This window comes from Pseudoalteromonas rubra (genome assembly GCF_000238295.3).
In the GTDB taxonomy this organism is placed as follows: Bacteria; Pseudomonadota; Gammaproteobacteria; order Enterobacterales; family Alteromonadaceae; genus Pseudoalteromonas; species Pseudoalteromonas rubra.
Genome location: NZ_AHCD03000035.1, coordinates 476,198 through 490,022, shown reverse-complemented (window position 1 = coordinate 490,022; position 13,825 = coordinate 476,198). Strand labels below are relative to the sequence as shown.

At 48.0% G+C, this 13,825-nt stretch carries 11 protein-coding genes; 8 read left to right on the top strand and 3 right to left on the bottom strand.

Features of this window, described 5'->3' with window-relative positions; all coding sequences use genetic code 11:
- Window positions 1-112: 112 nt before the first annotated feature.
- The gene (locus PRUB_RS13170) at window positions 113-1,057 is read right to left on the bottom strand and encodes an energy transducer TonB (protein ID WP_010386444.1); all 945 of its coding nucleotides are present in this window, start codon (window positions 1,055-1,057) and stop codon (window positions 113-115) included.
- Window positions 1,058-1,403: 346 nt separating this feature from the next.
- Between PRUB_RS13170 and PRUB_RS13165 the strand changes: the two genes are divergently transcribed.
- From PRUB_RS13165 to PRUB_RS13155, 3 genes are all read left to right on the top strand, one after another.
- Window positions 1,404-2,111, top strand: coding sequence for a hypothetical protein (locus tag PRUB_RS13165; RefSeq protein ID WP_010386445.1), 708 nt, complete (start codon window positions 1,404-1,406; stop codon window positions 2,109-2,111).
- A 258-nt stretch (window positions 2,112-2,369) separates the two neighbouring features.
- On the top strand, window positions 2,370-3,722 hold the full coding sequence (locus PRUB_RS13160; protein ID WP_010386446.1) for a M24 family metallopeptidase: 1,353 nt from the start codon (window positions 2,370-2,372) through the stop codon (window positions 3,720-3,722).
- 238 nt (window positions 3,723-3,960) lie between these two features.
- Window positions 3,961-4,428, top strand: a complete 468-nt coding sequence (locus PRUB_RS13155) for a hypothetical protein (RefSeq protein ID WP_010386447.1) — start codon at window positions 3,961-3,963, stop codon at window positions 4,426-4,428.
- Window positions 4,429-4,466: 38 nt separating this feature from the next.
- On the opposite strand, the gene PRUB_RS13150 is transcribed toward PRUB_RS13155, so the two are convergent.
- Window positions 4,467-4,985 carry a flagellar protein FlhE gene (locus PRUB_RS13150; protein WP_010386448.1) on the bottom strand — a complete coding sequence of 173 codons (519 nt, stop codon included), beginning with the start codon at window positions 4,983-4,985 and terminating at the stop codon, window positions 4,467-4,469.
- A gap of 225 nt (window positions 4,986-5,210) precedes the next feature.
- Entirely contained in the window at window positions 5,211-7,730 is a 2,520-nt protein-coding gene (locus PRUB_RS13145; RefSeq protein WP_010386449.1) for a TonB-dependent receptor plug domain-containing protein, read from the bottom strand.
- Window positions 7,731-8,069: 339 nt separating this feature from the next.
- Between PRUB_RS13145 and PRUB_RS13140 the strand changes: the two genes are divergently transcribed.
- The 5 genes from PRUB_RS13140 (at window position 8,070) to PRUB_RS13120 (ending at window position 13,574) form a co-directional block, all read left to right on the top strand.
- Window positions 8,070-8,516: an ATP-dependent zinc protease family protein gene (locus tag PRUB_RS13140; protein ID WP_010386450.1), complete on the top strand. Its 447-nt coding sequence runs from the start codon at window positions 8,070-8,072 to the stop codon at window positions 8,514-8,516.
- Window position 8,517: 1 nt separating this feature from the next.
- Complete coding sequence (gene rimK, locus PRUB_RS13135; protein ID WP_010386451.1) at window positions 8,518-9,423, top strand: 30S ribosomal protein S6--L-glutamate ligase; 906 nt, start codon at window positions 8,518-8,520, stop codon at window positions 9,421-9,423.
- The gene (locus tag PRUB_RS13130; protein ID WP_010386452.1) at window positions 9,410-10,465 is read left to right on the top strand and encodes a succinylglutamate desuccinylase/aspartoacylase family protein; all 1,056 of its coding nucleotides are present in this window, start codon (window positions 9,410-9,412) and stop codon (window positions 10,463-10,465) included. Before rimK ends, PRUB_RS13130 begins: the two co-directional genes overlap by 14 nt.
- 355 nt (window positions 10,466-10,820) lie before the next feature.
- Entirely contained in the window at window positions 10,821-11,570 is a 750-nt protein-coding gene (locus tag PRUB_RS13125) for a PEP-CTERM/exosortase system-associated acyltransferase (RefSeq protein WP_010386453.1), read from the top strand.
- A gap of 9 nt (window positions 11,571-11,579) precedes the next feature.
- Window positions 11,580-13,574 carry a ThiF family adenylyltransferase gene (locus PRUB_RS13120; protein WP_010386455.1) on the top strand — a complete coding sequence of 665 codons (1,995 nt, stop codon included), beginning with the start codon at window positions 11,580-11,582 and terminating at the stop codon, window positions 13,572-13,574.
- The last annotated feature ends 251 nt before the right edge of the window (window positions 13,575-13,825 follow it).

Genomic DNA, 13,825 nt, shown 5'->3' with positions numbered 1-13,825 from the left:
GGATAAGCCCACTTTGAGTACGGGCTTATCCTGGCATGGCTTGAGCATCGTGCTCAAATAAGGAAATTGAGTCTGTTATAAGACCAGATATGGTTTGCACGCAGGCAAATGGCTAATAATTCAGACCCCACCGAAATTCAATGTTAAGTGCCTGGCCTTCGATCACTTTGCCGTTCATGTCCAGTTTGACCAGATAACGCCATTGCGTTAACGCATCAATGCCAGCCTGATCAAAAACGCCTTCTGGGCTTGATTCCACGACGGTAATGTTAACGGGTTTACCCTGGTTGTCGATATCAAATTGTAGCGATAGCTGACCTTGAATCCCCTGATAAAGCGCTTCCTTTGGATAGTCGTATGGAACCCGGTACTTAATAACGGGCTTGTCAGGCAAAGAGAAGGTAGGCTCTGTTGCTTGTTCTATTTTCACTGAGGTCAGAGCAACAAAACTGGCATAGGAATCTGATTTTTCAGGACTCTTGTTCATTTTCTCTCTGAGTGCACTCATCGCTGCTTTATCATCCTGTTGCAACGCGATGTATAGCAGTACTGGATCCAGGTATCTGTCAGCTGTTATACCCATATAAGCATAGTAGGCGCTGATCTTACCTTTAACTTCGTCAAAATATCCCAGCCTGAATAACCTGAGTAGTTCAAGGCGTAATAGCGTGGCGTGTTTTTCTGGGTCCAAATGTTGTCCGGACAGCGCGGCTTGTGCGTAATACACCACCATATGATCCATTTGGTTTTGATCGTGCACTAAAGCAAGTTGGTGGTTGATTGCAGCAACCTCAGCCTCAGAGCTCGGGGCCAGCCCCTCTAAAAGCGCTATTGCAGGGAGTATTTTACCTGAACGGCTCAGTGCATTAGCCCGCTCAAGCTTGACCTGAATTGATTTGCTGATTGGGCTGTTTTCGCGTTGTTGATGACACTGATAGGTAAGGGGGTTGCAATGTCCAATTGCGCCTGCAGTGGCCCGATGAGATTGACCTGAAGACTGGCAGCCGCTTAGTGCAATAAACGCTGCAAGTTGCAGGCAAAGTAATTTGATTTTCATGTCAATGACCCCCGTGGTTTAGATCAAATTGTATCATATGGTAGTAACTGGCTGGCAAATTTCGATTTAGTGCACAAAGTTGCCAAGTGCACGATTTGAGGGCAGGCCGGGCATGTCGTCGTACCTGCAAGTTGGTACGCTTTTATACGCTCATCTACCTATTCTTACAATTGGAATACATTAAGACACTATTGCCAGAAGTGAACTATAGGTTATTATTGCGCACAAGTGGATATTCTCGCTTGCTTAACGGGGAGAATGGGAGTGGCGGCAGAAACCTGTTTACAGAGGGCGCCGAGAGTACTGTTGCTGATTGACAGCAAAGTAGATTAAACAAAAGAGCAATATGAAAACGATAACACATTTCTTTTTACTGGGTTTGATGATTTTAGTCGCTGGGTGTGCCAGTAAACCGCTGACGCATGATTATCAGGGGAATATCAATATCCGCACATTGCAGGTAGAACTGGCACCGATCAGAGATCCACAGCAAAACCTGTCTGGTGATTATGCAGAGTTAACCAAAGCCATTAAGGGCGTGCAGGAAATCCTGGATATGTTTGACCCGGCTCAGAGAAATGAGTTGATGGCGCAGCTGCATACTTTTGAAACGACTCTGGTTGATGGCATTCGCCAGCGAGCTGCACTGCCACTGAATCCTGTAACAGAGTCTGAAGTGAGCATGCAATACGGTGACGATAACGAACTGGTTAGTGTTGAGTATGATTATCCACTGGTTGAGGGTGCCTATCTTAACTTGTTTGTGACCATTTATTATACTGAGCGCTCTGACTTGGCGGTTGGCGCACAAGAGTTAAACGCCAACTTTATTGAGCTAAGACCAGAAATTATTCTGCAAATTGACGGCTACAACGAAAAGGGAGAGCTTTTCTGGCGTCAGACAAGTCGTTATGAGTCGCAAGAAATGTATAAGTTTGGCGACCAATATATTCTTGGCGTGCCAACAAAGCGTCTTAAGGAAGCACAAATTTTCCTGGTGCCAATGGCCAAAGGCGTTACAGATAATTTGCAAATTTTAAGTGAGACTAAATAACTAAGTCATACTGAGCACGCATGGCTGATCGCTTGAGAAGAGCTCAGCCTGTCCTCTGCTATTGAATTGCGCTATGTGCCTGCCCAACATGGTAACTGAGATAGTGCACCTACAACACCTGTGGACATTCATCCCGAATAGTTTACTGACCCCCAAAACCTGCAATATGATTAAAAACCGCTGACTAAAAATACTTACATGGTTGTGTGGTCTGACCGGCGACAGTTTAATAGAAAATTAACAAATAGCAGGACAATTATGCAGAGAATTATTGGATTATTTTTGACCTTATGCGGGATGAGCATGCCTTCCCTGGCAGAAGAATATACGCAGGGCAGGCAGATAGCTGAGTTGCCCGATGTATTGTCATTCCGGGAGCGTGTTCAGCCCATTAATGACATGGTGACAGATCGACTGGATAATTTACTCCCTAAGCTGATGCAAGAAGCTGACCTGGATATGTGGCTGGTAATTAATCGTGAGTATGGTGAGGACAAGCTGTTTTATACGCTTGTGCCACAACCTACTTTTGCAGCACGGCGTACGACTTTGTTGGTTTTCTCAAAGCAAGCTGATGGCAGCGTTGAGCGTTTTAGTGTCAGTCGTTATCCCATTGGGGACCTGTATCCGACGGTATGGAAAGGTGGAACAAAAGCGCAACAATGGCAGCGACTGGCTGAAGTCATTGCTGAGCGTGATCCAAAACGCATCGGTATTAACGTAAGCGAAGACTGGGCACTGGCTGATGGTCTGAGCGTGGGGCTACATCAGCAACTATTGAAGGTATTACCCGGTAAATACCAAGAGCGATTGGTAAGCGCTGAAGACTTAGTGATCCGTTGGCTGGAAACGCGCAGCCAAAAAGAGCTTAACGTATATCCTCAGGCCGTAACATTGGCACGGCGTGTCATTGCTGAAGCATTCTCTAATAAAGTGGTCACACCCGGTGTAACCACCACCAAAGATGTTGAGTGGTATTTACGCGAGCGTTTCGAAGAGCTCCAGCTCAGACCCTGGTTTCAACCGTATGTGAACATTCAGCGCCAGGGTGACAAAACCACCGAACAAGACGTGTTTATTGGCGAATATAATCGTACCATTTTACCAGGAGATATTATTCACACCGATGTGGGGATTTGTTATCTCAACCAGTGTACAGATACACAAGAAATGGGCTATGTACTTAAATTGCATGAAACGGATGTGCCGAAGGGCCTCAAACAGGCAATGGCGATGGGTAATCGCTGGCAGGATATTTTAACCGGCAACTTTAAAACCGGTTTAACGGGCAATGAGATCCTGGCCAATACCATTAAACAAAGTGAGGCGGCAGGGATCGTGAGCAGCACCTATACCCATCCGTTAGGATTTGTGGGTCATGCGCCGGGACCAACCATAGGTATGTGGGATAATCAGGGACCAACGCCTGTACAGGGGGATTGGAAACTCCATCCAAACACTGTCTATGCCATTGAAGGTAACATTAAAACCCAGTTGCCAGAATGGGATGATCAATGGATCCAAATCAAGCTGGAGCAAGATGCGGTATTTGATGGTAAGCAGGTTTGGTATCTGGCCGGTCGACAAACGCAATGGCATCTTATTCGATAGCGTTTAACCAGCCAGACAAAGCCCGCTTTCGCGGGCTTTTTTTATCAGAGTTAAAACGAGTATATCCACATTATAATAGGGCAATCAGTGGTAAGTTTGGTGCGGCAATTTGCCGCCATAATGCGGCATCTCTTTGCAACGATAGGCAATGTATCTTGGTAATTCTCTAAATTTAAAGGGTATTTAGAAGTGGCGTAGGTTTTGCTTTAGTAACAAAACATTCACAAGGAGACGAATTATGATTTTAAATACCTCTATCCAGAGCGCAGTGAGCCCAGTCTCGCAGTATGCTGCCGTTAAGACTACCAACACGGTAGCTGATGTAAGTAACCAACCTTCACAATCCAGCTCCACGGCCGTGAAGCATACATGGGATTCTTTTCGGGATGATGTTGAATCCGACCCTGTATTTGCAAGAGAAATGGCAGAGGCAATCACTTTTATTCCTAACAAAATGACTGTAAACCTCGACGAGGCGCCACCACTGACTGATCCCGTTGCACACAAAAAGTGGGCTGATCAATCTGTCGAGTTTGACCGCATTGCTGAGCAGGTGACTGAGCAACGTATCGCATTGTTCAATCGTATGAAAGGTGAGGGCGCCTCTGATGCTGATATTTATAACGAAATGATTGCGTTTAATAAAACTCTGCCAATGGACTATCAGGCAAAAGCAGGCATGTTAAGTGTTAACGAGTATGCATGATGTTTGTAGGCCTTCTTTTGAAGGCCTACAGCTTATTGCTAATTATAGTTGACGATAACTTGACTGCGCTGTCCGTAAGCAGCGGGTGATAGTACGCTGCCATTGCCACGGACACCAAATGCGAAGATAAATTTCTTGTTGGCAGCCTGGTCATTGAAGTTAGTGAGTCGGCCTGATTTGCTGGCACTTACGTTGACACAATTATTGGTTGCATTAAGGCACAGGTAAACCAACATACCTGGCGGTACATATGAGTAACTCCACGAATAATGAACTGACGTAATCTTTGAGCCAAAAGGCACAGAGCCTACAACGGGCAGGTCCAGCGTGTAATAAAGGCCCGTATTTCTTAATGTTGGTCCATAACCACTACTGGCCCAGGCACCGCCATTGATCGTAATCGGGCCCTCAACGTTATTCGGTGAAATCTCTTCAGTAGATACTGAGATGGCAGGATAAAGCAGGTCATCAGGTTGAGTGGTGGCTGCCGAAGCACTCGTCCATAAGACAGACGCAGATACCAAGCATAATGAATATATGTGTTTTTTTGAAAACATGTACTAACTCCTTTTGTTGTAAAGATGTTAGTATTTTGTTTTTTTCTTGATTGTGTCAATGAAGTAATCTTCAAGTCAAACAGCAACTTTTTGAGTGAACCCTAACGCAGGTATATACTTTAAAATCTCAGGATAAACAGTGTTGGGCAGGAAAATATAAGGGTCTAAACTACAAAGTTTACCCCCACAGCTGAGTGTGCAGCCGCAGGGGAGTTTGATACGAAATTAGAAGTTAAATGAAACCTTACCGTACACAAAGCGGCCATCGGTGCTGTAAGCCGAGAACGCTGAGTATGGGAAGATTTGGTTAAAGTTACTGTACCCTATGTTGCTGACGGTATCCTGCGGATATTGATCAAACAGGTTATTGGCACCAAGGGCAACGCGCCATTGCTCATTAACTTTGTACGCTACTTCCAGATCTGTGATCCATTTGGCATCCAGTACTTCATCTTTTTCAACTGTGCTGGAAGGATCGGTGACCTCGCCGTAGCGGGTTGCCTTAACCATGACCTGCCACTGCTCACGCTGCCAGTTAGCAACCAGGTTCCATTTATTATCTGGTGTCCCGGATTCAAAGCGCTCAATTTCACGGCGAGCAAAATACTGATAGCTTTCGCCCAGCGCAGCCAGCTCTGCCGGGTTCGCTTTCACATTGGTCACCTCAGTGTCATTAAGGTTCAACGCTGCACTCAGGTTAAGATCGCCATAATCAGCCAAGTCAAAGCGATAGGTTGCTACAATGTCTACGCCCTGAGTACGAGAATCGATAGCATTGGTAAAGTAGCGCACACGCTGTACGTTAAACTCACCCGCCTGTTGCAGGATCTGCTCAACTGCGTCGCCACTGAGGTTTTCTGACATTACAATGCGGTCATCAATATCAATGCGATATGCATCCAGCGTCAGGCTGAACGCATCCTGGGTGTAGATGAATCCGGCAGTCAGGTTAACCGACTCTTCTGCTTCCAGAGGTTGTGCGCCAAGTGCAACAGCCGCCGGGGTACCCACTGGATACAAGCCCACTTCGTTAGGGACACCGTCTTCAAAAACCGTTGCAATTGATTTGTAGGAAGTCTGCGCCAGAGAAGGTGCACGGAACCCTGTGCTCAGTGCACCACGCAGTGACAGTTGGTCATTAACTACATAACGTGTTGCAAGTTTACCAGTCAGTGTAGAGCCAAAGTCGCTGTAATCTTCATAACGCGCTGCCAGAACCAGGTTCCAGTCTGTTGTCAGGTAAGTATCCAATTCGGCAAACAAGGCGATGTTATGACGTGACTCATCAACCGCACTTTCTGGTGAAAATCCAGCCAGAACCTGAGCGCCACCAGCGGCAACAGGTTGTCCGCTAGCATCCAAAACGGTCTGGTAAGAGGCTAACTCACCGGCCTGGATCTCATAAGTTTCGCGGCGATACTCACTGCCCAGTGTCACAAACACACTATCGTAAAGGCCTAAGTCCAGCTCGGTTTTTGCTTCAGCGTTAACCAACAGCTGACTGTAGACCAAAGCACCGTTGTCAAACTCTGTTGGGCTGCTCGCACCCATTGACGTGTTCAGGCTGTTTGATACGCCAAAGCCGAAGTCGTTCAGACCATAGTTTGTACTGATGTCGTACTGCCAGTCACCTGCATCACCCTTAGCACCGACTGCAAAGCTATAGTCGCGTACTTCAGTGTCAATTTGCGGTAAGAAGCCATCAGGATATACGTCAGTCAGGTTGCGGCTATCTTGTGGGCGACGGAAGAAACCACCGGAATTACCATCTCGGCTTGAGAAGCTACCAAAGGAGTACAGGTCCAGCTCGGAGTTAAGTGTGTACCCAGCATTGTAGAATAGTGCGAAATCTTCGATGTCGGCTTTACCAAATCTGTGGTTATAACGCTCTGCCGAAAATTCTCGTGGATCCAGCTTACCGTTTTCATCCCGAGCATACTGTTCGCGCTCATCGATACCTGAGCGGTTGGTCGGCTGCTTGTTACGCAGCTCAGCAGCAACATTGATAAAGCCATTGTCGCCCAATGAAAAACCCATATTACCGCTGATGGTTGTTGTGCCACCATCGTTCAGCTCGCGGTCTGCGCCTTTGTCAAATGCCAGGTTGCCTTCGGCATCTTCGTAGGTACGCAACAGCTGAGGTGAACCGGCCATTTGAGTATCGTATTCACCGTAAGTGACGGACAGGTTACCGCCTTCGTCGGCATCGTTTAGCACAATGTTGATCACGCCAGCAATGGCATCTGAGCCGTATTGTGCAGCGGCACCGTCACGCAAAACTTCGATGCGCTTGATTGCAGCTGTTGGAATAGTATTGAGGTCTACCGCTGTAGAACCACGCCCTACGGTACCGTTTAGATTGAGCAGCGCACTGGCGTGGCGACGCTTACCATTGATAAGCACCAAAGTGTGGTCTGGCGCTAACCCGCGTAACACAGCAGGACGAGCATGATCTGTCCCGTCTGCTAGTTGTGAATTGGGGAAATTAAAACTGGGTACCAGCGTTGTCAAAACCTGGCTCAGTTCAAGCTGACCTGAGCTGGTGATTTCATCCATGCTGATCACATCGACCGGTACTGTGCTTTCAGCAACACTGCGCAAGCTGCGGCGAGTACCTGTGACTTCAATCACTTCTGTGGTGTTACTGGCTGTGGGTGCCTGGCTTTCTTCTGCATTAATTTGAAACGAAGCGGCGGCGCCCAGCACCAAGCTGATGCTGGCTGCCAGAGTACTCGGTCTTAACATAGAGATTCCTGTTTATATGTTGATTTCTATACGGGCTATGTAGTCTTGCCCATGAAAAGGACGGCAATACTAAAGGTGGAAAATTCGATGCGAAATTCGAATTCGTTATAAATTATAACCGCTCAAGTTTTTATGCTTTTTTAGTTACATTGCGTTAAATGCTGATCATAAGATTACAAAGCATCAATCAGAGGTGGGCAATTGATGCTCAGAGGTGTCAGATCCGAGTTGATGCACTTTTCGTTGTTCAATCAGTTTTTTTGCTGCTTTAGATAAAATTATTTCGTTGGTCTAAGGTTAAGCTCAAGGGTATAAAGCATTTTTACCAAGGAGCAAAACATGTCGACTTTAATGATGGTTGGGTGGCGTGAATGGCTGGCTTTGCCTCAGCTGGGGATAAGCCGCATTAAAGCCAAGGTGGACACCGGAGCCAGAACGTCTTGCTTACATGCGTTCAAAGTTGAAGAGTTCACGCAAGATGGCGCACCCTGGGTGCGGTTTTGGATGCATCCGGAACAAAAAAATACTGAGTATGAAGTCGTTTGTGCAGCCCCTGTGCTGGATGTGCGCACGGTGACTGACTCAGGTGGCCATAAGGAGTCTCGCTTTGTGATCCAGTCAATGCTGCACATAGGGGACCAGGCCTGGCCTATCGAAATTACGCTGACAAACCGGGATAACATGAAATTTCGCATGCTTTTGGGGCGCACAGCAATGGCAGGGCGGATCAGCGTTGATCCAGCAGCCTCTTATTTGACTAAGAAAAGAATTGAAGCAAGGAATTAAAATGAAAATCGCCATTCTATCCCGGAATAAAAATCTCTACTCAACGCGTCGTTTAATTGAAGCGGCTGAGCAACGCGGTCACGAACCTGTGGTGCTGGACGTATTACGTTGTTATATGAACATTAATTCTAACGAGCCTGAAATTCACTTCAAAGGCGATAAAATCGTTGGGGTGGATGCAGTGGTGCCAAGAATTGGTGCGTCTGTAACGTTTTATGGCTGTGCAGTGTTGCGTCAGTTCGAAATGATGGGGATTTATCCGCTTAATGAATCTGTGGCGATAACCCGCTCACGCGACAAATTGCGCTCTTTGCAGCTGTTGTCTCGTAAGGGCGTGGGTATGCCCATCACAGGGTTTGCTAATAAGCCCGATGATGTCAAAGACTTATTGGATATGGTTGGTGGTGCCCCTGTGGTGATTAAGTTGCTGGAAGGGACGCAGGGAATAGGGGTGGTGCTGGCGGAAACCCGTAAAGCAGCAGAAAGCGTGATCGAAGCTTTTATGGGCCTGAAAGCCAATATTATGGTGCAGGAATACATTAAAGAAGCCGGCGGCGCGGATATTCGTTGCTTTGTGATCGGAGATAAAGTGATTGCCGCAATGAAGCGTCAGGCGCAAGAAGGCGAGTTTCGTTCTAATCTGCACCGTGGGGGCAGCGCCAGTCTTATTCGGATCACACCGGAAGAGCGCAAAACCGCGGTTGCAGCAGCTAAAGCGATGGGGCTGAATGTTGCCGGGGTCGATTTGTTGCGTTCAGAGCGTGGTCCTTTGGTGATGGAAGTAAACTCATCGCCGGGCCTTGAGGGCATAGAAAAAGCGACCGGTAAGGATATCGCCGGTATGATCATAGAATTTATGGAAAAAAATGCAGCCAGTAAGAGGACCGCGACGCGTGGCAAAGGCTAAGAAAAACCAGGTATTTACACTGCTAAACACACAAATAGGGGTGGCTGAGCGCAAGACGCTGTCGCTGGAGGTGGCAAAACTGTACACCCACTCTCCGCTTACGATCCCAATCGAGGTGGTGAATGGCGCCGAGGCGGGTCCTGTGGTGATGGTGTGCGCTGCGATCCATGGCGATGAATTGAATGGCGTAGAGGTTGTACGTCAGTTACTGACGAAAGTAGAGCCCAAAGCATTTCGAGGCACGTTAATTGCTGTGCCAGTGGTGAATGTATTTGGTTTTATACATAAGTCTCGTTACTTGCCTGACAGGCGGGATTTGAACAGGTGCTTTCCCGGTTCGGAGCGGGGATCACTGGCAGCCAGGGTGGCCAACGTGTTTTTTAAACGAGTAGCCAGCAAGTGTACGCATATTATTGACTTGCACACTGGTGCAATACATCGCTCAAACTTGCCGCAGATACGGGCAAACCTGGAATGCGAAGCAACGGCAGATATTGCAAAAGCATTTGGTACGCCGGTGGTGATAGATGCAACGTTGCGCAATGGTTCTTTGCGCAGTGAGGCCAGCAACCTCGGGATCCCGGTGATCACCTACGAAGGGGGAGAGGCGCTGCGTTTTGACCCGCTGGCAATTGCTGCCGGGTTGCAAGGCGTCGAGAATGTATTAAGGCGGCTTAAGGTGCTTAAAGGTCGGCGCTCGAAAAAGCTACCTGAACCTGTGATAGCAGATTCCACCAGCTGGGTCAGAGCGCATACGGATGGAATAGTGCGCGCAATGGTTGGCCTGGGAGAGCGAGTTAATAAAGAGCAGGTGCTGGGTTACATCAGCAACCCTTTGGGGGGCAATGAAGTGGCCATCCAGGCTCCGCGCAGCGGTATCATTATCGGGCAGCAGTCTTTGCCTTTGGTGAACGAAGGCGATGCGGTGTTTCACATTGCCTATTTTGCTCATGCCAACACCATAGTCGAGCAACAGCTCGGTGAGTTTATCGACGAGCTGGATTTAGAAGAGCAGCCGGTCGATACGGAACTAAACAACTGATCATACAGCTGGCCCGGCGTGTCTGGCCAGCTGTCTCTGCGCCTGCCAGGATAGCGAAACTGTTTCAGGTTTGGCTTTTCGAGCGTATTCTAAACACCCCCGGTTATATAAGCGCTTTGCACACAAAGTCTAAGTGATTCGTTTTGGGAATTTGCCAGTCATTCAGCGGAAATACCGTTCTGTCCTGCTTGTAAATTTAGCTGGCACTAATCTGTGTTGATAGCGAGGCGTCCATTCTCTTTGAACCTATGTGCCCCTGTTTTCCACACAACATCGTTGTTTCTACCAAGTCCGAAAAAAAGGCCGCCCCTATACTGCACAGCCATCGGGAATACTCAGGTTAGGAAGGAAAAATATGGAACCTATGTCTGTTGGCGCTGAGTTTATGCGAACGTTTGATATGCAGCTTGCGCAGTCGCAAAAACAAAAGGACGCTGTTTTTACTATCCGTCATCAAGTTTATTGTGATGAGCTGAATTGGGAAGCCAGGCAGCAAACGCAACTGGAGCGGGACGAATATGACGATCATTCCATTCATTGTTTGTTGCAGCACAAGGCCAGCAAGGAATATATAGGATGTATTCGATTGATCATTCCTTCGCCTCACTCGTCGTTAACCTTACCCAGCCAGGACCAGTATGGTGGATATCTAAAAACAAGCCTGTTGTTGCCTTTGTTGCAGTCGGGCACGTTAAGTGAATGTTCCCGGCTGGCATTGCTGCCTGATGTAAGGCGCAAAAGCATCAGGGATTATCGCCAGGATGAGCCAGGTACTGTGTCGCAGCCTGCGTCTCAACATACTCAGCTGATGTCGGTCAGCTTGTATTTTTGTTGTATCGCCCTTGCCAAACTGCATGGTTGTCGGGGCACCTTATTATTAGCCAGTCCGAAGTTAAGCAGACACCTCAAAATGCTTGGTCTGACCCTGACCAGGCTCAGTGAAGATATTGAGCACCGAGGGCGCAGGGCGGTATACCACTTTGATACGCATGAATTTAAGGCGCAGCAGCTTCGCAGTGATGTACTCAGTGAGCTATACCAGGCCGTGGAGCGTCGGCTGTCTCAGCAGTTAAACAATACTGAACTTGCCTGTGAATTATCCTAAGGAATGATGATGAATACGCATTTTGATTATGATCTGGCTTTCTCCAGAAACATTGGGTGGGTGACCTCCACGGAGCAACAGATTTTAAAACGTAAAAAGGTAGCTATTGCCGGGTTAGGCGGGGTCGGCGGTTCTCATTTATTGGCTTTGGTCAGGCTGGGTATTACACGTTTTCACCTTGCTGATTTTGACGAGTTTGGGTGTGAAAACACCAATCGTCAGGTGGGTGCGACGACGGCAAGTTATGGTAAAAAGAAGCTCGATACCATGATCCGTATGGCCAAAGAAATCAATCCGGATATTGAGATCACAGGATTCAGTGAGGGGGTGACCGAGCAGAACCTGACTGCGTTTTTAGCGGATGTTGATTGCTATATTGATGCACTGGATTTCTTTGTTTTGGGCATAAGGCGGCGGGTGTTTGCACAGTGCTATGACCAGGGGATCCCGGCCACGACGGCTGCGCCCATTGGCATGGGGACTGCGTACATTAACTTCCTGCCCGGTAAAATGTCATTTGAGCAGTACTTTGACCTTGCGGGATATACAGAGAGTGAACAGTACATTCGATTTTATCTGGGCCTGACACCTGCCAATTTGCAAAAACAGGCACTGGTTGACCCGTCCACGGTGGACCTGGCGAATAAAAAAGGGCCCTCGACTGTGGTTGGGTGCCAGCTGGCAACGGGCGTGGCAGTCGCTCAGGTTGCCAAAATACTGCTTAATCGTGGACCGGTTATCTGCGCGCCGCGTAGCCTGCATTTTGATGCCTTCAGTAATAAAATGAAGAAAGTATGGCGGCCGGGTGGCAATCGTAACCCGTTACAACAGTTGTTGTTCAAACTGGTCAGGAAAAAATTACAGACGCCCAAAAGTGACGCCGGGCTTTCTGAGTCTGTGCCCGCAAGCAATGCGATGACGACGGCGGAGAAAGTGATTGAACTGGCCAAGTGGGCGCCCAGCGGCGACAACACGCAGCCATGGCGTTTTGAACTGCTCAGTGACACAACGTTTATCATTTATGCCAGCAATACCTGTGATCACAGTGTGTATGATCTGGATGGACATTCCAGCGAGCTGGCGCACGGCATGCTACTGGAAGCCATCGACATTGCGGCCAGTCGCTATCATTGCCGAGCGGTTGTGAACCAGACCGCGGCGCAAACACCAGAAGGCCTCGCTGACACGATCCATTATCAGGTTGAGTTAGAACGGGACAGTAACGTAAAGCCGGATCCTTTGCTTCCCTATGTTAAAACCCGCACAGTGCAGCGTCGTCCAATGGGGACCCGGGCGTTAACGGATGAGGAAAAAGCGGCGTTGCAGCAGTGCTTACCTGCCGGGTTTAAGCTGCACTTTTATGAGAGCCTGGCGCAAAAATGGCGGTGTGCCTGGTTGAACTTTAAAAATGCGAAAACCAGATTGACCATGAAGGAGGCCTATCACGTCCATAAGGAGATCATTGATTGGGGCCAGCAATTTAGCGACAGCAAAATACCCGAGCAAGCTTTGGGTATAGATAAAGGCACGGGCCAGCTGATGCAGTGGGCGTTTAAAAAATGGAGCCGGGTTGCCTTTTTAAATCGATATCTGTTTGGCACGCTCGCACCCAGATTACAATTAGATCTGCTCCCGGGTATTTGTTCGAGTGCACATTTTACCCTGTGCGCGCCACATCCGGCTAAGCTGAAAAATGACTATCTGGCTGCCGGGCGAGCGATTTATCGGTTCTGGTTAATGACCGATGCGTTGCAGCTTGGCTTACAGCCGGGGTTAACACCAGTTATTTTCTCCCGTTACCTCGACAACGATGTGACCTTTACAGACGATCAATCTGTCCTCAGACGAGCAAAGGCATGTCAGCGTCTCTACAAGTCTTACATTCCCGAGTATAAAAACCTGGTCTTTATGGGTCGTGTGGGCAGAACTGCACCGCCCGTATCCCGCTCCGTAAGGCATCCACTGAAGACATTGGTGCTCAGCGATAATCCTGCAGATAGCTAACGTTTGGTGTAGGGGATGTTGTTAGCAGCATAAACGCGCGCTCGTCGGCACTAGACAATTAGTCGGAATTTCACATTTTCATTTTTGCTAAGTGATGATGTTTGGTATAAAGCAGCCTCACGCTGAATGTGAATCCGACTAGAAAAGTGACGTTAAAACAGGCTTTTTTAGTTAAATGATTACGTGAAACGGCAAAGTAGGGTAGAATAGCGCGGTTCTATCTACACGTATTACTGCCTGACGAGGTTTAT

What these genes read in the sequence shown, in the direction of transcription:
- PRUB_RS13170 (WP_010386444.1), bottom strand. Translation starts at nt 1,057, where the DNA reads ATGAAAATCAAATTACTTTGCCTGCAACTTGCAGCGTTTATTGCACTA.
- PRUB_RS13165 (WP_010386445.1), top strand. Translation starts at nt 1,404, where the DNA reads ATGAAAACGATAACACATTTCTTTTTACTGGGTTTGATGATTTTAGTC.
- PRUB_RS13160 (WP_010386446.1), top strand. Translation starts at nt 2,370, where the DNA reads ATGCAGAGAATTATTGGATTATTTTTGACCTTATGCGGGATGAGCATG.
- PRUB_RS13155 (WP_010386447.1), top strand. Translation starts at nt 3,961, where the DNA reads ATGATTTTAAATACCTCTATCCAGAGCGCAGTGAGCCCAGTCTCGCAG.
- PRUB_RS13150 (WP_010386448.1), bottom strand. Translation starts at nt 4,985, where the DNA reads ATGTTTTCAAAAAAACACATATATTCATTATGCTTGGTATCTGCGTCT.
- PRUB_RS13145 (WP_010386449.1), bottom strand. Translation starts at nt 7,730, where the DNA reads ATGTTAAGACCGAGTACTCTGGCAGCCAGCATCAGCTTGGTGCTGGGC.
- PRUB_RS13140 (WP_010386450.1), top strand. Translation starts at nt 8,070, where the DNA reads ATGTCGACTTTAATGATGGTTGGGTGGCGTGAATGGCTGGCTTTGCCT.
- rimK (WP_010386451.1), top strand. Translation starts at nt 8,518, where the DNA reads ATGAAAATCGCCATTCTATCCCGGAATAAAAATCTCTACTCAACGCGT.
- PRUB_RS13125 (WP_010386453.1), top strand. Translation starts at nt 10,821, where the DNA reads ATGGAACCTATGTCTGTTGGCGCTGAGTTTATGCGAACGTTTGATATG.
- PRUB_RS13120 (WP_010386455.1), top strand. Translation starts at nt 11,580, where the DNA reads ATGAATACGCATTTTGATTATGATCTGGCTTTCTCCAGAAACATTGGG.